At 30.8% G+C, this 20,980-nt stretch carries 22 protein-coding genes and 1 riboswitch; of the genes, 11 read left to right on the top strand and 11 right to left on the bottom strand.

Going from position 1 to position 20,980, the window contains the following annotated elements; genetic code table 11:
* The first annotated feature begins 142 nt into the window (after nucleotides 1-142).
* Together T369_RS0106570 and T369_RS0106565 are read left to right on the top strand one after the other, a co-directional pair.
* Nucleotides 143-574 carry a Dps family protein gene (locus tag T369_RS0106570; protein ID WP_031553311.1) on the top strand — a complete coding sequence of 144 codons (432 nt, stop codon included), beginning with the start codon at nucleotides 143-145 and terminating at the stop codon, nucleotides 572-574.
* Nucleotides 575-719: 145 nt separating this feature from the next.
* Nucleotides 720-832, top strand: a riboswitch (FMN riboswitch).
* A gap of 238 nt (nucleotides 833-1,070) precedes the next feature.
* On the top strand, nucleotides 1,071-1,631 hold the full coding sequence (locus T369_RS0106565) for an ECF transporter S component (protein WP_031553308.1): 561 nt from the start codon (nucleotides 1,071-1,073) through the stop codon (nucleotides 1,629-1,631).
* A 48-nt stretch (nucleotides 1,632-1,679) separates the two neighbouring features.
* Here T369_RS0106565 and T369_RS0106560 read toward each other — a convergent pair whose 3' ends face one another.
* Nucleotides 1,680-2,264, bottom strand: a complete 585-nt coding sequence (locus tag T369_RS0106560) for a DUF4064 domain-containing protein (RefSeq protein ID WP_051618985.1) — start codon at nucleotides 2,262-2,264, stop codon at nucleotides 1,680-1,682.
* Nucleotides 2,265-2,478: 214 nt separating this feature from the next.
* Between T369_RS0106560 and T369_RS0106555 the strand changes: the two genes are divergently transcribed.
* The 3 genes from T369_RS0106555 (at nucleotide 2,479) to T369_RS0106545 (ending at nucleotide 5,065) form a co-directional block, all read left to right on the top strand.
* On the top strand, nucleotides 2,479-2,898 hold the full coding sequence (locus T369_RS0106555; protein WP_031553304.1) for a sigma-70 family RNA polymerase sigma factor: 420 nt from the start codon (nucleotides 2,479-2,481) through the stop codon (nucleotides 2,896-2,898).
* Between the two features lie 70 nt (nucleotides 2,899-2,968).
* A complete protein-coding gene (locus tag T369_RS0106550) occupies nucleotides 2,969-3,496 on the top strand; it encodes a sigma-70 RNA polymerase sigma factor region 4 domain-containing protein (RefSeq protein WP_031553292.1) in 528 nt (175 codons plus the stop codon).
* Nucleotides 3,497-3,706: 210 nt separating this feature from the next.
* Nucleotides 3,707-5,065 (top strand): MATE family efflux transporter, encoded by a 1,359-nt coding sequence (locus T369_RS0106545; RefSeq protein ID WP_031553289.1) that lies wholly within the window; start codon nucleotides 3,707-3,709, stop codon nucleotides 5,063-5,065.
* A gap of 35 nt (nucleotides 5,066-5,100) precedes the next feature.
* On the opposite strand, the gene T369_RS0106540 is transcribed toward T369_RS0106545, so the two are convergent.
* The 3 genes from T369_RS0106540 to T369_RS0106530 form a co-directional block, all read right to left on the bottom strand.
* Nucleotides 5,101-6,234 carry a tRNA(Met) cytidine acetate ligase gene (locus T369_RS0106540; protein WP_031553286.1) on the bottom strand — a complete coding sequence of 378 codons (1,134 nt, stop codon included), beginning with the start codon at nucleotides 6,232-6,234 and terminating at the stop codon, nucleotides 5,101-5,103.
* A gap of 120 nt (nucleotides 6,235-6,354) precedes the next feature.
* Nucleotides 6,355-6,972, bottom strand: a complete 618-nt coding sequence (locus T369_RS0106535) for a hypothetical protein (protein ID WP_051618984.1) — start codon at nucleotides 6,970-6,972, stop codon at nucleotides 6,355-6,357.
* A gap of 234 nt (nucleotides 6,973-7,206) precedes the next feature.
* Entirely contained in the window at nucleotides 7,207-7,821 is a 615-nt protein-coding gene (locus T369_RS0106530; RefSeq protein ID WP_031553280.1) for a hypothetical protein, read from the bottom strand.
* A gap of 324 nt (nucleotides 7,822-8,145) precedes the next feature.
* Here T369_RS0106530 and T369_RS0106525 point away from each other — a divergent pair, with 324 nt between their 5' ends.
* The 4 genes from T369_RS0106525 to T369_RS0106510 are packed head-to-tail and all read left to right on the top strand — an operon-like array spanning nucleotide 8,146 to nucleotide 9,466.
* Nucleotides 8,146-8,340 carry a DUF1659 domain-containing protein gene (locus tag T369_RS0106525; protein ID WP_006364682.1) on the top strand — a complete coding sequence of 65 codons (195 nt, stop codon included), beginning with the start codon at nucleotides 8,146-8,148 and terminating at the stop codon, nucleotides 8,338-8,340.
* A 17-nt stretch (nucleotides 8,341-8,357) separates the two neighbouring features.
* Nucleotides 8,358-8,570, top strand: a complete 213-nt coding sequence (locus tag T369_RS0106520) for a DUF2922 domain-containing protein (protein ID WP_031553277.1) — start codon at nucleotides 8,358-8,360, stop codon at nucleotides 8,568-8,570.
* A 44-nt stretch (nucleotides 8,571-8,614) separates the two neighbouring features.
* The gene (locus T369_RS09605; protein WP_081634035.1) at nucleotides 8,615-8,779 is read left to right on the top strand and encodes a YvrJ family protein; all 165 of its coding nucleotides are present in this window, start codon (nucleotides 8,615-8,617) and stop codon (nucleotides 8,777-8,779) included.
* Nucleotides 8,780-8,791: 12 nt separating this feature from the next.
* Nucleotides 8,792-9,466, top strand: coding sequence for a CHAP domain-containing protein (locus T369_RS0106510; RefSeq protein WP_031553274.1), 675 nt, complete (start codon nucleotides 8,792-8,794; stop codon nucleotides 9,464-9,466).
* A gap of 54 nt (nucleotides 9,467-9,520) precedes the next feature.
* On the opposite strand, the gene T369_RS0106505 is transcribed toward T369_RS0106510, so the two are convergent.
* The 7 genes from T369_RS0106505 to T369_RS09005 form a co-directional block, all read right to left on the bottom strand.
* Entirely contained in the window at nucleotides 9,521-11,461 is a 1,941-nt protein-coding gene (locus T369_RS0106505) for a PTS fructose transporter subunit IIABC (protein ID WP_031553270.1), read from the bottom strand.
* A 33-nt stretch (nucleotides 11,462-11,494) separates the two neighbouring features.
* Nucleotides 11,495-12,412 (bottom strand): 1-phosphofructokinase, encoded by a 918-nt coding sequence (gene pfkB, locus T369_RS0106500; RefSeq protein ID WP_031553267.1) that lies wholly within the window; start codon nucleotides 12,410-12,412, stop codon nucleotides 11,495-11,497.
* Nucleotides 12,413-12,427: 15 nt separating this feature from the next.
* The gene (locus T369_RS0106495; RefSeq protein ID WP_031553264.1) at nucleotides 12,428-13,168 is read right to left on the bottom strand and encodes a DeoR/GlpR family DNA-binding transcription regulator; all 741 of its coding nucleotides are present in this window, start codon (nucleotides 13,166-13,168) and stop codon (nucleotides 12,428-12,430) included.
* A gap of 246 nt (nucleotides 13,169-13,414) precedes the next feature.
* Nucleotides 13,415-14,371, bottom strand: a complete 957-nt coding sequence (locus T369_RS08880) for an LPXTG cell wall anchor domain-containing protein (protein WP_035496487.1) — start codon at nucleotides 14,369-14,371, stop codon at nucleotides 13,415-13,417.
* Nucleotides 14,372-14,661: 290 nt separating this feature from the next.
* Nucleotides 14,662-15,495 carry an LPXTG cell wall anchor domain-containing protein gene (locus T369_RS0106485; RefSeq protein ID WP_031553261.1) on the bottom strand — a complete coding sequence of 278 codons (834 nt, stop codon included), beginning with the start codon at nucleotides 15,493-15,495 and terminating at the stop codon, nucleotides 14,662-14,664.
* 202 nt (nucleotides 15,496-15,697) lie between these two features.
* Nucleotides 15,698-17,137 carry a glycosyltransferase family 4 protein gene (locus T369_RS0106480; RefSeq protein WP_031553258.1) on the bottom strand — a complete coding sequence of 480 codons (1,440 nt, stop codon included), beginning with the start codon at nucleotides 17,135-17,137 and terminating at the stop codon, nucleotides 15,698-15,700.
* A gap of 186 nt (nucleotides 17,138-17,323) precedes the next feature.
* Nucleotides 17,324-18,535 carry a DUF308 domain-containing protein gene (locus T369_RS09005; RefSeq protein WP_051618983.1) on the bottom strand — a complete coding sequence of 404 codons (1,212 nt, stop codon included), beginning with the start codon at nucleotides 18,533-18,535 and terminating at the stop codon, nucleotides 17,324-17,326.
* Nucleotides 18,536-18,790: 255 nt separating this feature from the next.
* Here T369_RS09005 and T369_RS09000 point away from each other — a divergent pair, with 255 nt between their 5' ends.
* Both T369_RS09000 and T369_RS0106465 read left to right on the top strand, forming a co-directional pair.
* A complete protein-coding gene (locus T369_RS09000) occupies nucleotides 18,791-20,554 on the top strand; it encodes a hypothetical protein (protein WP_051618982.1) in 1,764 nt (587 codons plus the stop codon).
* Between the two features lie 172 nt (nucleotides 20,555-20,726).
* Nucleotides 20,727-20,980 (top strand): transposase (locus tag T369_RS0106465; protein ID WP_031553250.1); only part of this gene is annotated, 254 nt, incomplete at its 3' end.

Raw genomic sequence — 20,980 nt, 5'->3', positions numbered from 1 at the left:
AGAATACTCTCCTCACTAATTTCTTATGTGGATAACAATTCTCAATAACTGTCCTGAGCAACTAACCTTTACAATATTTTTTTGTGGTGTTATAATTTAAATATAAAAAATTTAAATAAAAAATTTAAAGGAGATAAACATTATGGCACATAAAACAGATTTAAATAAACTTGTAGCAAACTTAACAGTTCTTTATACTAAATTACACAGCTTCCACTGGTATGTATCTGGTCGTAGCTTCTACACTTTACACGAAGTGTTTGAAAACTACTATGACTACACTACAGAAACTCTTGATGAAGCTGCAGAAAGATTACTTGCTATTGGAGGACGTCCAGTTTCTACACTTAAAGGTGCTTTAGAATTAGCAACTATCAAAGAAGCTACAGAAAAAGAAACTACTTCTGAAATGGTTGCAGAAGTATTCCACGACTTTGAATTATTAATTAACGATTTATCAAAACTTATGGAAAGCTCAGAAGCTGAAGGAGATCAAGGAACATCTGATTTTGCTTTAGGCGTTAAAACTCAATTAGAAAAAAATGTTTGGATGCTAAAAGCTTACCTTGCTTAATTAAAATAAGTTATATAAAATTTAAATTATTAAATAAAAAAATATTTGATAGTAGCTTCCGGCTACTATCAATTTTTTTAAAATTTTAAGCCCTTTCTATTTACAACCTTTTCATTTAGGTTTATAATAAAACTATAAAAAATTTAATTATCTTCGGGGCAGGGTGAAATTCCCGACCGGCGGTTAAAGTCCGCGAGCGCAAGCTGATTTGGTGAAATTCCAAAACCGACAGTACAGTCTGGATGATAGAAGATATAGTCGTATTCACTTATTTTATTAGTTGGTAAATATTTATTTATAATATTTTCAATCTATATTTTAACTGAATCAACCATACCTTTAGTCCCGCTTTAGTACATTATTTAAAGCGTGGTGAAATAAGAATAATGATATCTATCTATCTTTGATAGATTTATTAAGCTACCCTTATTACATCACCTTTACATAATTAGAAGGCGGTTATTTTTTTGCCTATGAAGATGGAAAGAGGTTCAATATGTACAAAAAAAATATTCATTCACTTACACTAAGTGGAATGCTGGCAGTTATTGCACTACTTCTATCTTTCTTTAGCTTTGCGGTGCCGTTTTTACCACCGTTTCTAAAGTTTGATTTTACATTTATCCCATTGTTTATGGCTCTATTATTATTAGATTACAAACATGCACTTTTAGTTTCTTTACTAAAAAACTTCTTGCATTTTGCACTTATTACACACGAGCCAACTGGAGCAGTAGCTAACTTAGCTGTAGAATTTATTTTCCTTAGTATCATTGTTTTATTCTACAAAAAAGGATTCACTAAGGTTATTATCGGTGGAGTAGTCGCTACTTTAGCAATAACAGCATTTATGTCTCTATTTAACTACTTTATTCTTTTACCAGCATATGGTTATATTATGGACTTAGCTGATATTACAAAAAACGTTAAAACTATTGTTACTGCAGGAATTATTCCATTCAACCTTCTTAAAGGTGCATTAGTTACATTCTTATTCTTCGTAACAATCAAAGTTTACGAAAATATACCTACTACAATTAAGGCAAGATTTTCATAAAATAAACAAAATTAGAGGAGTTGACAAAGTGTCAACTCCTCTTTAATTTTATAGATATTCTATTTTATCTACTTTTTCCTCGTTATTATTTTGAGTATTTGTCGTTTGATAGTTTGTACCATCTACATTTTGGTTAAATGTATCTTGACCTTGGTTATATTGATTATTTTGCGTACTGTAAGGATATCCTCCACTTCCCATATATGGATTAAACGGCAGTTGCTCCGGCTCTTTTCTTACGAATAACATAATAGCTACGATTAAGTACATTATATAGATTGGGAAGAACACTAATAATGAGAACAATCCTACTCCTACCGCAGTTAATAAAAATAACACACCCGATACTATTCTAGATTTCATTGTTAATGTTGCCACCAAAGCAAGTACAGCTAATATTAAATAAACAATAAAACCTAATTTTAACATTATATCTAGCATTCTTTCTGCATCCGCTGCTGTTGCTCCTCTTCCCGCCTCTCTTAAATATCCTCTTATAAAGTCAGGATCTTTCGCTATTTCTTTTCCTAATCCTGTGAAAATCGTTAATCCCAACGCTCCTGTGAAAATAAATAACAATGTATTAGCTATCCAAGCTAAAACTATTTCTGTTGTTCTTTTAAATGGTTGCATATTAATCTCCTTTAATATATATATGGAACAATTATAACATAAAACTATAATTATATATAGCTATTTTGTATTATAGGAGAATATTAAAATGTACATTTTTCTGTAGTATTTCTTATTTTTGAGAAATATTATATAATTATTAGTACCTTTTAATATCTCTTTTCTTCTTTATGTTTATACTTTTTTATTAATTTTGTATAAAGGAGAATACATTATGAAAAAATTTATCATAATAAACAAGAAAAAAGTGTTTATCTCAAGGAAAAAATATAACTTATTAAAAACAATAGACAATAGGTATTACTATACAAAAAAATTAGATCAAAAAAATAAATTAATACATTTTTCTAGTTATGATACCGAAAGCTTTAATGCAGTTAATCAAGTTAGAGATACTAGATCTTTACCAAGCCAACTTTATGAAACAAAAGAAATTTATAATGCATTATATAATGCTATAAATAAATTAGACAAGAGTGAAAAAGTAATAATCTTGGGGATATATTTTAAAAATTATTCTCTCAGAAAATTAGCTAGTATTAGACATACAAATGCTATGGCTATAAGTAGACAAAGGGATAAAATACTTAAGAAACTAAGAAAAGATCTTATTAAATTTGTTGATTATTATTAATTTTTGTTACAAACCTTAGATTTTTTAAGGTATATATATGAGAGGAGTCTTTTTAGGGAGGTAAGAAAGTATGAAAGACTATAATCTTTCTGATAAACAGGAAGAAGAATTTCAAAAACTAGTTGAAGAAAAACAACAATTAATACTACTAGCTTTAAAAAAGGTTAACATCGCACCTAAAGATTATAGGGAGTTCTATGGGTTTGCGTTAGATGGTTTACTTGTTAGTTTTTTGATTCTAGAAGCTGGGGAGATTAAAAAAGATGATTTTGATAAATTTTCTTTTTCAACAATGAAAAGAAAAATTATCGATGAAATCCGTCGTAGAAATCGACAAAAAATAATTAATTTTGAAGAGGTAGAAAAAACTACTCTGTTTTCTGAACCAGACTTTAATATTATAAAGTTTGAATTTTTTTCGAGTATAGATAGCGAATTGACAGATCAAGAAAAAGAGTTTTTTAGTACATTTATGAAAACTAATAATTTTGATAAAACTATAAAATTAAGAAAGATCTCAAAATCACAAGGTTATAGATTATTAAAAAGTATAAAAAATAAATGTACCACCACTTTGCTAAATACAAAACATAATTAAAATAATAGAGATTAATACTCCTCTCAAAAGGTGTTTTAAAAGAGATGTATATTAAATAAAATTATTCAGTAATTTATACTTTCTTTTGAAACACCTCTTTGTTTTCAATTGATTTTCCATTAATTCTAGTTTAAAATTACTATGATGTTTTAAATAACATATTATAAAATTTATTTAGAATTTTGCAAACAATTAGAAAGAGGTGTTTTTATGCATGATATGACCAAAGGTCCTATATTATCAAAAATAATACACTTTTCTATTTTTATTTTTATTGGAGGACTACTTCAAAACTTATACCTAATTATTGACTCTATTATTCTTGGTCATTATGTAGGAGAAAGTGGAATAGCAATTGTAGGTGTCGCTAACCCTATTAACTTCATTGTTATGGGATTTCTTATTGGTTCTGCCTACGGGTTTGGGGTAATTATGGCCAGAAGCTTTGGAGCTGGTGATTTTAAAGAGTTTAGGAAATATTTCTTTAACTCTATTATTTTATCTATTATTATCGGAATAGTATTTACTATTGTTCTATCATTAGTCAACTCTTATCTTCTTGAGCTTATTAGTACTCCAGCCGAATTATTTGATGGAGCACATAGATTTTTATTTATATTATATATAGGGTGCGCTTCTTCTTTAATTTATAACCTATTTGCCGCCACTCTAAGAAGTATTGGTAACAGCTTCACTCCTGTTTTATTCTTATTACTTTCAGTAGTAATAAATGCTATTTTAGCTTATGTTTTTGTTGCTATATTTGGTTGGGGAGTAGAAGGAAGCGCGGTGGCAACTATAATCGCACAGGCCGCTTCGGCTCTTTGTTGCTATATTTATATAAACAGAAAATACCCTCAAATACGACTTACTAAACAAGATGCTGTACTAGATATTTCTCATATGAAAGACCTTATTTTACAAGGTGCTCCTATGGGAATGCAGTTTTCTTTTACTGGTATAGGACTAATAGTTGTTCAAAAATTCCTTAACGGATTTGGAACTAACTATATCGCTGGGTACAGTGTAGGTGTACGTATTCAAAATATTGTATCTTATGTCTACGTTGCTTTAGGTACAGCTATTTCAACATTTATTAGCCAAAACATCGGAGCTAAAAGAATGTATCGTATACCAAAAGCCGTTAAATATACAACATTAATTACTATAGGTTGCGCTATTTTCAGTACAATCGTTATTAGATTCTTCGGACCAAACTTTATTTCATTATTTACTACTGCACCTAACGAAGAATTAACACACGCTACAGTAACCTACTTTAACAACGTAACTCTTGCCTATATTCCTTTAGGTCTTATAATAGTTTATCGTAGTGCATTACAAGGATATGGATTCCCAATTACTGCGATGATGGCAGGTATTATCGAGTTAATCAACCGTGTTGTTATAGTAATCTTCCTTACAGATTCTTTCGGATTCTTAGCAATCTGTCTTGCAGACTCTGTAAACTGGGTAATTACTGCAGTATTCCTACTAACAGTATACTTTATAGCTACACGTTCACATAAAAATAAAAATAAAGAGTTTTATATAGAACCTAGTATGTAAAAGAAGTGACTTGATAAAAATTCAAGTCACTTCTTTTATTTTATTAATATTATATTTTTTCTAAATATATCTTCTTGTTGCGCTTTTAAATTATATATACGGGCTACTTTTATATCGTGAACAAAATAACCGCTAGTCTTACTATTTAAAACTGGCACTAAAGTAATATTGCTTTGATTATTTATTTCTCTTATTATACTAGCCTTGTCTTCTTTAGCCGCTAATACTCTAAATACTTTTGTTCCAAAAAATTCGTTGTAATCAGCCTTTGTAGTATTAGTTAATATGTGTAATAATATTCTTTGTATTTTCTTTTTGCTATATCTTTTTGTAGATATACTATTTACTAGCTCTTGATAGTCAGTGGCTATATTTGCCATGTCATATATTCTATTTTCTAATCCTTCATTGACATCATATATATTTTTTAATCCTGCTTTTCCTAGAGACAATATCTTATATTTTATTAAGTCAAAAAAGTCCTCTTCCAATAAAATTTTACTCGCTCGTATATTTACAATCATCTCTTTAGATAAGTAGTTTGTTACCACACTATTATTTATATTTTTCCTAATTGCTGTAGCACTTAAAAATTGTTTATCTTCTACCTCTTCTTTATTAAGTCCCTGACCTTCTCTTTTAATAGGTAAAAGTTTAATATGAGGCGCATATTTACGAATGTTTTTATAATAACTATACGCTAAAATAAAGTTTGGAACATCATTTTGCAACCCTAGTATTTTACTATTAATAGTCGCAAAGTTATATCCTTGTTTTAACAATTCTCTATACTGTTCTTCAGTTATATTCTGTTGTTTATTATAAATTTCTTCAAATGTTTCGATTGAAGTATCTTCTGTTCCAAAGATAAGGTGTGTTATTCCTGAGTTTGATAAAATTTCTATACTTTTTTTGGCGAAATCGTCGCTATAAGCAACACTTGCTAAATAAGGAAGAGCAATCACCATATCACAACCTGCTCGAACAGCTTCTGTCGCTCGAATATAACCATCTACTATAGCTACTTCTCCTCTTTGCGTGAAGAATTCACTCATAACACAGACAATTTCTCCCCCACCATTGTTTTCTATTATATTTTTTGCTTGATCTATTAAATATTTATGACCACTATGAAGTGGATTAAATTCAGCTATTATTCCTATACGCATATTTTTCCTCTTGATTAAAGCACTTTCAATTATTTGACTAGACAATTCTATTATGTTATATTTAAAGAACAAAGAGTATTCATAATTCTATCCTAATTTTAATAGAGCAACTAGATTTTTCTAGTTGCTCTCATTTTTATCATTACTATTAGTTGTAGCCGAATTATCTAGGTATATATCAACTGTCCATCCTAATACTGAACCATCATCAGCAGCTACTTTACTTACAGAGAATTGTCTTGGTTTTCGATCTTCTTTAGCAAGACGCGCAACCTCACTATTTCCAAATTCCATAGCTTCTTTTTGTGATTTAAACACTTTTCCTGTTGTCCCTAATCCTTCATTTCCAGAAATCTTTTTCCCACCATACTCTTGTGATTTTATTACACCACTAGATGAATTAGAACTACTTGACCCTTGGCTAGGACTTGTGATTACATTCTTAGCATTGTTATTTGATGATTGCTTAGATTGTGAACCTGATTGTTGCTGATTTCCTTGGCTTTCTTGATTAGTACTGTTGTTATCATCTTTTTTATCTTCATTTTTATTTGATGATTCTTCTTTATTATTTGATTTATCTTCATTTTTACTTTCATTCTTTTCTGTAACTTGGTTATTAGTCTTTTTCTGATTATCCTCTCCATTAAAATAACTAACACCAAAATAGACTACACCTACAACTACTATTGCAGACACAAGTCCTATCATTATTTTAAATAGTTTATTATTTTTCATAGTTAGTTTTTCCTCTATCAGATAATTTTCATATTCTATTATAACACTAATTTTAATAATTAGCTAAGATTTATATAAATTTTCTATTTTTAGTGTTATTTCAAAGATTTTTCCCAGCTCTTTAACCAACGATAGTTGGTTAAAACTAAGCATTTACAGTATATAATTAGAACATTAATTTTTTAAAAAACTAACTTAAGCTCTGTACTTGCACACAACTTAAGCTAGTTAAACTTATTTTTTTGGTTTAATATTTACAGTTACTTCACCTTTATTATTGCGTCCTAAAGTATATTCGTAACCTTTTTTATTCTCTTTAGCTAGACGATTAATTTCTTCGTCAGCATACTTGTGTGCATCTTGAGAGTTTTTAAATGTACCTGGTGTTGAAGATGTTGAAGCATTTGAACCGCTATTATCTTCACTTGGTCTTGATGTATTAGTGTTTCTATTACTATTTGAGCTATTGTTTCTTGAACTACTATTTGATGATCTATTGCTTCTATTCGAGTTATTATCTCTATTTTCTCTTGAACTACTATTTGAAGCGTTGTTATCAGATGAGTCATTAGAAGAGTTATTGTCTGAGTCTTGACCTTCTCTATATTTTTGCTCATCAGTTTTATTATCATCAGATGAAGACTCATCATCTTTGTTGTCAGATGAAGATTCCTTCTCTTTATCCTTGTCTTTATCTTTGTCTGTAGTTGTCGTTGAATTTTCACTCGATTTTTTACTTGATGAACTATCCCCACCAGAGAAATAACTTATCCCTATAAAGATAGCACTGCATAAAAAGATCGCTAGAACAATCCCCCATAAAACTTTTAATAATTTGTTATCCTTCATTTTTTATCAGTCCTTCTTCTTTATTTTTTCAAAATTCCCAATACAAAACCATAACTTTTCAAATTCTATCACCTTACATTATAGTATTTGTACCTTAATAATAATTAAAACTCCTTTAAATGTGTATATTAAATTCCGGTTTAATCACATTTCACACTTTTTCAGTGAATATATTATACCACATTTTCATTATAAATTCACATTAACTTTACTAATTTTATTTTCTTAAATATTTTTTGGGAAATTTTGAATTTTCCTTCGATATATATAGTGTCAGAGGCCTAAGACAAAAATAACAAATAATATATAAAAGGAGATTTTTACATGAGAATATTAAAAAAAGTTTTAAAATTAAACTACGCCGAAGAAAAAGGTGATAAACAAGTCGTAAAAAGCTATACTTTCGATGCTAACACTACTGTCGACGAGACTACTTTAAAAGATGTTGGAGATAATATAGGAAAATTATTATCAAAAACTATCGATAATATAACCGTAACAACTAAAGAACTTATCTAATAAAGGAGAACTAAACTATGCAAAAAAAATTAAATTTATACTTTACTACTGCAGATAAAAAATCTTATCATATTACATTAAATTATCCAAAAGATAATTTAACAAAAGCGGAGGCTGAAGCTGTAGGTCAAAAAATTATTGCTACAAAAGTTTTTAACAATGAAAAACGTACACTAGCAGAATTCAAAAAAGCCTCTTACGTAACTACTGAAGAAACTGTTCTTCAATAATTTGGAAGGAGGCGGGTGCGGCGAAAGTCGCACCTTTTTTTATTATGGATATTCTTAATTTTATTAATACTGTAGGTTTCCCAATATTTGTTGCGGTGTTTTTTATAGTAAAACTAGATAAAACCTTACAAAACATTGGAAAAAGCGTTAATGATTTAATTAAAATTATCGAAATTAAATTAGATAGTAAAACTACCAACTTAAAATAAAGGAGGATTCTTATGGCTACACAAGAAGCTATGGTTAATTGGGCTAAAAATAATCTTTATCGTTGGATTGATATGGATGGTATGTATGGAGCACAGTGCGTAGACCTTACTATGGCATATACGCAATACTTTGGTAATTATCGTATGTTTGGCAATGCTATTGATTATCTGAAAAATCCACTTCCTAAAGGTTGGCGTAGATATTTAAAAGGACAAACTGCTATAGCACCAGGCGATATAGCTATTTGGCAATGGGGACCTTGGGATATATATGGGCATGTTGGTATTGTTATCAAAGTACAAGGCAATATAATTACCTCTGTAGAGCAAAATGTTGACGGCACTCCTTCTCGAGGTGGTACAGCTAAGTTGATGTCAAGAGATGATACTCACCTAGTAGGATTTATTAGACCGTGCTACGATAACGAAGATGCCTGGCAACGAACAGATGAAACTGGACAATTCAAAGTTAATGTTACTTCTATCAACGTTCGAGATAAACCTAGCATTCAAGGTCATGTAGTAGCTAATTACTCCTTCGGAGAGATAGTTAACTACGATAGTTATATTATGAATGAAGGCTTTATCTGGATTAGCTACCTTTCATATTCCAATGAACGACGCTATATGGCTACAGGTAACTGTAAAAACAACATCCGCACTAGCTACTGGGGAAGTTTTAGTTAAATAACAAAAAATCCTTAAAGTTCAAAAGACTTTAAGGATTTTTGTTATTAAATATTATTTATTCTTTCTAAAGTTTAGTGAAGCAATTAATAATACTGCACCTAATAACGCACCTACTACTAATGCAAGGAAGTACATTAATGGATTACTTACCGCACCTACTGCTATCGCAAAGATACCACCGTGCGGCGCTTTTGATACAGAACCAAATACCATACTTAATGCTCCTGCAACTCCACTTGATAAGAATAATGGTGGAATTACACGTAATGGATTACTTGCTGCAAAAGGAATAGCTCCTTCAGTAATAAATGCTAACCCCATTACATAGTTCACTAATGCACCACTACGTTGAGATTTTGGCCAGATAGATTTATTAATTGTTGCTGAAACAGCAATCGCTAATGGAGGTACCATACCACCAATCATTACTGCCGCCATTACATCACTACCTGCTGTTCCTGAAGCAGTTAGAAGAGCTGTACCTGTTACATATGCTGCTTTGTTAATTGGACCACCCATATCGATAGCCATCATTGCTGCAGCTACGAAACCAAGGATGAATTTTCCACTTCCACTTAAACCACCTAAGAAACTTTGTAACCCTACCATAACTGACGCCATTGGAGCGTTAATTACATAAATCATTAATAACCCCATGATTAGTGACCCTAGGATAGGGAATAAGAAGATTGGTTTAATTCCATCTAATGAACGAGGCATCCATTTGAACGCTAGTTTAAGGAATGAAATTATTCCTCCCGCTAAGAACCCGGCTACTAATGCTCCTAAGAATCCTGATGGTGTATACGCTAATACATCACTTTTCAGACTAAGAATACTTGGATCAGCTAGGATACCACCGACCATACCAACAATAAACCCTGGTCTATCCGCTATACTACGTCCAATGAATCCAGCAAGGATCGGTAACATCATACTAAATGAAATTTTACCTAGGTAGAATAACACTTCAGCATATTTATTATAGCTTGGATCTTCTGGATTAAATGAGTTAATACCCCAAATAAATGAGATAGCTATTAAGATACCACCAGCTACTACGAATGGTAGCATATTACTTACACCTTCCATTAGGTGTTTATAAGTTTGACGCCAAATGCTTTCATCTCCAGCAGAATCTTCTGCTTCATCTTCTGCACCATCGTGATTATAAATTGGTGCTTTACCATCTAAAATAGTTTGAATAAGTTCTTTTGGTTTATTAATACCATCAGCAACTTTTGTCATAATTGTTGGACGCCCGTTAAAACGAGCAACTTCTACTTTCTTATCAGCAGCTACGATAATACCTGCCGCTCTTTCGATATCTTCTTTAGTAAGTTTGTTTTCTACACCGATTTGACCATTTGTTTCAACTTTAACATCAAGTCCCATTTCTTTAGCTGTTTCTTTTATTTTTTCAGCAGCCATAAATGTGTGAGCAATACCTGTAGGACAAGCTGTAACAGCTATGATGTAAGGTTTTTCTCCACTTGGTTTAGCTTCTTCTTTTTTCTCTTCTTTTGGTGCTTCTGATTTAGCTACAAAGTCAGAAAATACTTTTTCTACATCCTCTTTAGTTGTTGCAGCATCTAAACCTGCTTTTACTTCAGGATCCATTAGAGCTTGAGATAATGAAGCTAAAGCTTTTAAGTGTTCATCTGCTCCACCATCTGGTGCACAAATCATAAAGATATGTTTAGCTGGTTGTCCGTCAAAACTTTCCCACTCCACACCTTCATTACTTTTAGCGTAAACAATCATAGCTTTGTCAAAATCAGCACTTTTAGCGTGAGGAATCGCAACATTTTCACCAACACCTGTTGTTGATTGAGCTTCACGCGCTAATAAAGCATTTAAAAAATTATCTTTACTTTTAATAACGTTTTTTTCTACTAACATAGTAGTTAATTTGTCTAATGCTTCATTTTTATTTGCCGCACTAAAACCAAACTGTGTTAAATCATAATTAATAACATCTGTTAATTTCATTAAAAAAATCTCCTTAATTATTTTTTCTTTAATCTATTTTAGTTTTTTTACATTAATTTGAGGTACAAGTTCTTCAATTAGGGCCTTGCTTCCTACACCTACTGAGAATGATGTAGCTCCTCCTGCTGCAGAAGCATATTTTAATGCTTCAGCGTAATCTTTTGTTTCGTTATACTTTGCAACGAACATAGCTAACATACTATCTCCAGCTGCAACAGTTGAAACAATTTTTCCTTTTGCTACATTCACTTCAAACACTTCATTCGCCTCTGTAAGTAGGATTGCGCCGTCTGCTCCACGTGAAACAAGTACATTTTTTGCTCCACGGTCTTGAAGTTTTTTAGCATAATCTAATATTTCATCTAAGCCATTTAATGTTACACCAAACATTTCACCTAATTCAAATTCATTAGGTTTTACTACAAATGGTTTATATTGTAATGTATCTAACACTAAGTCTTTATTACTATCAACTATTAATGTCGCACCTGATTCAGATACTTTTTTAGCGATAGCTTTAAAGTCTTCTACACCCATTCCTGCAATAACATTTCCTGATAAAAATACTACATCTTGTGATGTTAGTTTATCTAATTTTTTAAAGAATTCATTAACATTTTCTTCACTAACAGCACTACTTTGACCGTTTATTTCTGTTTCAGTTTCAGTAGTTAACTTCATATTGATACGAGTTGCACCTAAAGTTTCAACAAAGTCATATTTAACTTCAAGTTTATCTAACTCTGTTTTAATGAAATATCCTGTGAACCCTGCAACAAATCCTAATGCACAAGTATCTACCCCAACATTTTTTAATAACATTGAAATGTTGATACCTTTTCCACCAACAACATACTTAGCTTCCCCTGTTCTATTTAATTTCCCAAGAGCAAAGTTTTCTACTGTTGTTAACATGTCTACCGCTGGATTTAAAGTTATTGTATAATACACTTACACTTCCTCCTTCTACTTAATCTCTATTATATTTTTGTAACTTTTATATTTTTCTGGTACTTCATAAGATAATATTGTTACCTCATCTAGTTCAGCAAATTTCTGGAATTTTCTATGTCCAAATTTTGTTTTATCTGCCAAAACGTATTTTTTCTTACTGTTTTGAATAGCTAAACTCTTAATAAATGCTTCACTTTCATCAGCTGTAGTAACTCCAAAATTCTCATCAACCCCATTACATCCAATAAAACACATATCAAAGCTATAATTTTTTAATTGTTCAATAGCCGCAGGTCCCACTACTGCTTGTGTTGAATGTTTCAAAGTTCCACCCAATATAATAGTATGTATTTTATTATTAATAAGTTTTGGCAAATGATATGTAGAGTTTGTTACTACCGTTATTCTTTTATCACGTAAGTAATCAATTAATTCATATGTAGATGTACCTGCATCTAAATAAATCGTCTGCCCAGACTGAATTATATTTTGATTAATGTACTTTGCAGTTTCCTTCTTCTCTGCTAGGTATTCTGAGCGTTTCATCGCAACACTTTCTTCACTTCCGCGTGCAGATGAGCGTTTCACAGCTCCACCGTGAGTTCTATACAGCAAATTCTTTTCTTCTAAAGTTGTAAGATCACGTCTTATTGTTGCTTCTGATACATCACAGAAATTTACCAATTCATGCAACGTTACAGAACCTGTTTCTTCTAATAATTTTAAAATATTATTTTGTCTTTCATTTACCAATTTCTTATTCTCCTTAACTCCCAAATTCATTATACTTAATATATAACAACTGTTCAATCAAATTCAAGCAAAAACAATCAAAAACAATCAAATTTATCGCTTAGTTTGAACGTTTTTATGTAATTAAAAGAGTGGTTTCCATTTTATTTGAGCGTTTCGATAAAAATACACTCATTTTTAGTTAATAACAAAAAATACCTATAGAGTATCTTCGTTATTCAAGATCTCCTATAGGTATTATTTATTTTAAAATAGACCTGCTATTCTCTTTAATTCATCTTTTTGTGCATCTTCAAACTCATCACTAAAATCTAACATAAACGGTGCCATAATTGGTGAACTCGCTGGAGCTGGTGTTCCCACTCCACCACCAGGTGAACTTGGGGGTGTAGGTAGATTTGGTACCACGGTCGGTGGGCACGCTGGTGACGGTGTTCCTGGATCACCTGTTGGAACTTCTGAAGGTACATTAGGGTTCATAGTTGGCGGACATGCTGGTGACGGTGTCCCTGGCTTAACTTGTGGTTCCTCTGGATTCGGTTCTGGATTTGGTGTCACTTTTGGATCCGGATCTGGTTTTAGTTCTGGTTTCGGATCTGGTTTTGGTGTTGGATTAGGGTCAATTAAACAAACTCCTTCCAACTCTATCACACCTACAAAACGATATCCATCAATCTCCGGTGCATTAATTACACTATTACTAGCTACTAGTATAGTTGGAGCAACTGGATTCCCAGAAAATGCATTAGTATCGTTTATTGCATATACTAATGAACTTCCTCCAACTAGCATAATAACAAGCATTTTTCTTCCTTGTTTATTTCTTAATAGATAAAAGGCCAATCCCGCTAATACGCCTGCTCCTACTAGGTAACCATAACCTACTACATCCCCAGTATTTGGTAATGTTTTAGGTTTGTTGACTGGTGCTCCATTTTTTTCATAAACCAGTTTGTAAACTGAACATTCTTTGACTCTTTCATCTTTTCCTAATGCTCGAATTGCAGCTTTCTCTTCAGCGGATAAACTAGCTTTATCTACATAAGAAATATTTGCTCCTCCATTTTTAGCCGCTTTTAAACCTTTCCACTGATTACTGCTCAACTTAGCTTCCACATCTGTTTTTGAGTTATTTGCGAGCGCTGGTTGTGCGTATAATAAGCTACTTGCCGATAATGTTAATAATAATAATTTTTTCTTCATGATATACCCTTCCCCTTTTGTTGTTGTTATTTTTGTAAATTTAATATTTTTCTTCTCTATTTAATTTTTATTATATCATACAGCTTATATTTTTTCCAATACTTATATAAACAGCAATATAATATATTCATAGATTAAGAATAATATTATTTTTTACATTTTATTTGAAAATAATTATTTCATCTTTAAAAATATATTGAAAATTTTTATTTTTTTCATAACTTTACAAAAAAACACCCGTAAACAGCTTTGCTCTCACAAAGGAGTTTTTACAGGTGTTTTATTTAGTTTTAAACTAAATCTGTAAGTTTTTTTAATTCATCTTTTTGTTCGTCTTCAAATTGATCACTAAAATCTATAATAAATGGTGACATAATTGGTGAACTTGCCGGAGAAGGTGTTCCCGGTTTAACCGTAACATAATTATTATCTTCATTTTCCGGTTGAGGTTCCGGTGTTGGCGTTGGTGTCGGCGTTGGTGTCGGTGTTGGTGTTGGCGTTGGTGTTGGCGTTGGTGTTGGCGTTGGTGTTGGCGTTGGATCTATTAAACAAACACCCTCCATTTCAATAACACCTACAAAACGATATCCATCTATTTCTGGTGCGTTAATCACATTATCACTCGCTACTAGAATTGAAGGTTTAATGACAGTACCTGAAATTGCATTAGCATCATTTATCGCATATACTAATGAACTTCCCCCTACTAACATAATAACAAGCATTTTTCTTCCTTGTTTATTTCTTAATAAATAAAACGCTAATCCAGCTAGAACTCCCGCTCCAACTAAATAACCGCTACCTATTACATCACCTGTATTAGGTAATGTTTTTGGTTTTTTCGGTGATGACCCATTTTTTTCATAAACCAATTTATAAACCGAACATTCTTTTACTCTCTCATCTCTACCTAACGTACGGATTGCTTTCGCCTCATCAGCAGATAAACTAGATTTATCTATATGAGCAATATTCGCTCCACCATTTTTAGCAGGCTTTAATCCTTTCCACTCTACACTATTTAATTTAGCTTCAACATCTGTTTGTGAGTTGTTCGCAAGAGCTGGTTGTGCACTTAATAAACTACTCGCAGATAATGTTAATAAAAACAATTTCTTTTTCATGATATATCCTTTCTTGTAACAACCTTCCATTCCTTTGTAACTTAAATATCCCCTCTGAATATTATACGTCTCTATTATAGCACGATATATAATAACTTATCAATAGTAAATCCCTTTAATAAAACGATTTACACTATTTTCATGTTTAAATCTTAAACTTTTTTAAATAAATTTTGTAAAACGTATTCTTTTATATAAAACATTATTCTTTCCACTTGATTGCTTTTATTATAGGAAACTCTCCTTCATTAAATTCAGTCACCGCTATTATATTAACATCTAGATCACAAATATATGAATTATTATACGACTGCATAACATATGACCATTCCCTAGGAACTTTAACATGATTTACATGAAGACCTGCACATAAATCACCCCTCTTAATCGGTATGTAAGGTTCCTCCTCTATTTTTTCTACATCTTCTAATAATTTTCTATAATCTTGAACAGCTCTACCTTCTCCATAAAACTTTTCAACAAACTTTTTCGCGTTTTCACCTAAGTTACTTATTTCATCGTTTGTTAATGTCAATAGTTTATTAGAAAATTCAGTATACATAGCTATTTGTTCAAAGTAGATATCTGCTTTCGACTCAATATTCACTACAGAATAAGGTATAAGATAGCCGTTATAACCATTTTTAATATAGTTTTTATTCGCAAATAGCACATCTAAACCAATAACCGGTAACCCAAGCGACATCGCTTCTAATAAAACTGTCGCAAAAGCTTCATTTGGAGAAGTACTTACATAGACGTCATATTTTTTTAAGATAGCCGCATCTTCATAATGTCCATGAAAATAAACATTATTGCTGACCCCTAGACTACTAGCTAAATTTTGTAAATACTCTAATTGCGTCCCTTGTCCATAAATATTCAAATAAACATTAGGGTTTTTATTTATAACTAAACGCATTATTTGAATCAGATAGTCAATACACTTGTTATCCTCTAGATAGCTAGCTGTAACTAGTTGTAACGTATTAGTATTGTGCGACACTTTATCTTCAGGCGACACTGGCTCTTCTAAATAAAAAACATCATAAGGAACTACAGTTAATATTCTATTAGCTTTTTTGGGAAACCTCTTCTTAAGATCTTCCGTTTGAATATCATTAGTAGTTATGTAGTAATCAAACTCTCTATGCCAAAGTTGATGATTGTTAGTTACCGATGGCACATAACTACAAATATGATTCGAATGAACTACACCTATTGTGCGAGCATGTTTCACACCTTCAAACAGATAATTTATAGGTTCTCCAAACCAATCAAAAAAACATAATGCATCTTCAGGTATAAACACTGTTAATAAATGAGTTATCAGACTATAATATGACGAGAATTCTACTCCATTAAAAATATATTCTTCATTATTTAAATCGATTTTTATCTCATTTTCTGTATTACTTATATTCAGTTCTTTATTATTTTTATTCGTTATATTATAATCACTTGAAAATAAATAGTTCAATATATGATTATCCTTACCAATATTTTTCTTTAGCGTACTAACTATAGTATGAACAATACCTAATTTTTCCAAATAGTCTGTTCTTTTTACCTGCAACCTATCTATTCCATTTAGCACTTTTCCTGTATATGAATTAGAAAAAGAAATAGCTATTTTTGTCATAATAATTGATCCTTTCCATTATCTCACACCTCTATTATATACTAGATTGATACTATATTTAAATAATATCCTAGAAAAATTAATTATTTAATATGACTTTTATTTTTTTATGAACAATATGGTATCTTAACAAATTTCTGTATACAAAAAAAAGATAGAGTCCTAAGACTCTATCTTTGCAGTTAATTATTTATTTCTTCTTTTTAGAATAGTTTGTTCTTCTTCTGGTTTATTTAACTTTTGAAGTCTTCTACTCTTAGCTCCACCTTGAATACTTGGAGTTTCATTTACTTCTTTTTTCACTTCAACTGGCTCGTTAGCTTCTGGTGTTTCTTTAACCTCTGGAGTTGGAGCCTCTTGTTTTTGCACAGTTTCTTGTGGTTTCGGAGCTTCTTTTATAGGGCTTTGCTCTTGGTGATTTGGGTTTACACCTTGATTTACTGACCCTTGGCTAGGTTGTTGTGGCCTTGGTCCATTTGGATTTTGACCTTGGTTTGGATTTACACCTTGATTTGGTTGACCTTGGTAATTTGGTTGTTGTGGTCTTGGCCCATTTGGATTATATCCTTGATTTGGATGTCCTTGATTCATTGGTTGTTGCGGTCTTGGTCCGTTTGGATTTTGTCCGTGGTTTGGTTGTCCCTGGTTTTGGTATCCTTGAGGATTTGATTGACCTTGGAAATTAAAATTGTAACCATGATTTGGTTGACCTTGATAATTAGGGTTTACCGGTTGTCCATATTGATCAAACTGTTGATAATCATGCCCTTGTGGATTTTGCCCATTATATCCTTGGTATCCATTATTTCCTTGGAAATTTGGATTATATGGTTGTTGTCCATTTTGGAAATTAGGTTGACCATTCACCGGATTACCATATTGATCATATCGTGGGAAGTTAGTAACTTCTCTCATAATATCTCTCATTCCTGCTAGACTTTGTTCTCTATGGATATTTAAATCACGAGAATCGTTATGATAATTTGTTATTTTATCTAATTCGGCTTTAATTTGCAGTGCTTTTTCTTTCTCGAATATAACAAAGCTAATAACAAAAGGTACCCCAGCTGTAGAATACACAACTAATATAGTTTCAAAAGATGAAACAATTGTACTCACTCCATATACTAATAAAATAATACCAAGCACTACAGAATCTGAAAACGCAGAGAATCCAAATATTACTGCAAGAATACCGAGAATAAATGCTTTAACATCTAATCTGAAGCTATCATCAATATTAGAGATTTGATTAACTTGTATACTTTTATTAGTTTTTCCTAATGGAATTAACTTGAATATGGTATTTGGAAATGTTGCTCTTACCATATTTTTTTCTATATTCACTTCACCTTTCATGTAAAAAAGTAACAGTGAAACCATAAATTTAAAATTCATAATATCCTCCTCTGTTTATATAAAAAAAATACATAATCTTATGATATATTATTATAATCTTTTAGTCAACTTAATTTATTAAATTTTTTACATTTTTGTAAAATATATCTCATCTCCATAGTTTTGCTATTTATCCACAAGTATAATGTTAATTTACGAATATAATTTGACTTCTGTTATAAAAAAAATATTCTTTTTTCAATCAAAATATGTTATTATAATTCTAGAAAATATATAATAGGAGAAATTATATTAATGAATGAAAAAAATAAATTAACTAACGGCTCACAAAGCAACCAAAACGAAAATAATTATCTAAATTCAAACTCTTCGAATTACAACAATTCCGAAAACAATTCATCTAATCAATATTATTTCGAAGAAGAAAATTATAACAATAATAAGAATTTTGAGAATTATAACTACAATAATCAAGAGCAATATTATAATAACAATTACGACTCTAACTACCCTAATAATGCAAATTATAACGGTAATAACGAACAAAACCCATATTATAATAACAGTTATAATCAAAATATGGACGGAAATAATACATATAACAATCAGGAACAATATCCAAATTACTATAATAACTTTGATGAAAATAATGAGCAAATTTTCTATAACAACCAAGAACAATTCCCTAATTATAATAATGATTTTAATGGGAATAATGAACAAAACTTCTACAACAATCAGGAGCAATTCCTTAATTATAATAATGATTTTAACGGGAATAGTGAACAAGTTTTCTACAACAATCAGGAGCAATTCCTTAATTATAATAATGATTTTAACGGAAACAGCGAACAAGTTTTCTACAACAATCAGGAGCAATTCCCTGATTATAACAATGATTTTAATGGGAATAACGAACAAAATTTCTACATCAATCAGGAACAATTTCCTAATTATAATAATGATTTTAACGGAAACAGCGAACAAGTTTTCTACAACAACAAAGACCAATATTCAAACGTAGAACAAAACAACTCTGCAAGTTATCCAAGCACTAACTCTACTCTTACAGATGTTCCACAAGAAGAAACTCACACTTCATCAAACAATAATTTCGAAAGTATGAACACACAACAGCAAGAAACTCAAAATACTCAAGATATTTTAATGGCTAGAGAACTACAAAAAGCTCAAGAATCTGAAGAGAGCCAAGAAGATCAAGATAACCAAGAGACTTCAGATGATGATAAACCTCGTAAAAGTAAACTAGGTATAATTATCACTAGCATTATAGGTCTTATTATACTTCTTAGCGCTGGAGGTTACTTCGCTTATAATCATATTAATAAAAATAAAGAAATAGCTGTAAACATGTCTCAATATGAATTAGAATTTACCACTAGCGGAACTGAAGGAGAAGGTAAACCTTCTGCAAATATAAAAAATATACCTAACGTTGACAACGCTAGCGATGACCTAAAACAACTTCTACAAAATCCTAAAATTTCATATGATAAAAATGATAATTTAAGAAATGGAGATAAAGTAGAGGTCTCACTTTCATTAGATAAATCTGAATTAAACGGAAAGAAAATAGTTATTAAAGATGAATTCAAACGAAGTTTTACAGTTAGAGGTCTAAAAGAGAAAGAAAAAGATAAAGATAAAGAAACTACTGAAACTAAAGAAAATAGCAACAATGATAGCAATAGTAGTTCTAGTGATAAATCTACTTCTAAAACTAATAGTCGAGTTAAAGAAGATAGCTCTGTAGACACTACAAAACTATCTGAAGAACAGGTGAAAAACTGGGTACTAGCATCTTATATTCAACTCCTACCTGATATGACAAAAGATGACTATATCGTGAGTGTATCTCTACACTCTGATAATTTAGTTTACGCAGTAATTAGTGAAAATCCTAACTCTTCTAAACACCCAAGTCCTAAAATGCTTCCTACAAGGTATCGCATTAACGCTAAAGGAGAATTAGAAGCAAGCTCTAGAATGACAGAAGATTGGAGAGTCATTAGTAAAGCATATATGTATGTAGAGTAATTGAGGTTTTCCTACTACTTATTTATTAAAAATATTATAAAATAAAAAATCTGAAGTATATAATTTTATACTTCAGATTTTTCAGGCTGTTGACAAATAAGTCAACAGCCTTTTTTAACTGAAATAAAACCTTTAAAATGGTATAATATAAGTATACAAAGGAGGTTTTAGTATGTTTAATAAAGTAGAAAATATAAAAGATGAAATAATACTAATGACACTATCAGAAATAGTACCTAAAGACCATTTTTTAAGAAAAGTAGATAAAGCTATCGATTTTAAATTTATTTATGATTTAACAGAAAAATACTATAGCCATACGACAGGGAGAAATAGTCTAGATCCTGTTGTATTATTTAAACTGGTATTTTTAAAAGACTTTTATGGAATAAAATCTATGAGAGAAACAATAAAAAGAATAGAAAC

The sequence above is a fragment of the Gemella sanguinis ATCC 700632 genome, assembly GCF_000701685.1.
GTDB classification, from domain to species: domain Bacteria; phylum Bacillota; class Bacilli; order Staphylococcales; family Gemellaceae; genus Gemella; species Gemella sanguinis.
Note: the sequence above shows the minus strand (reverse complement) of the source record. Positions and strands in the feature narration are given on the sequence as shown.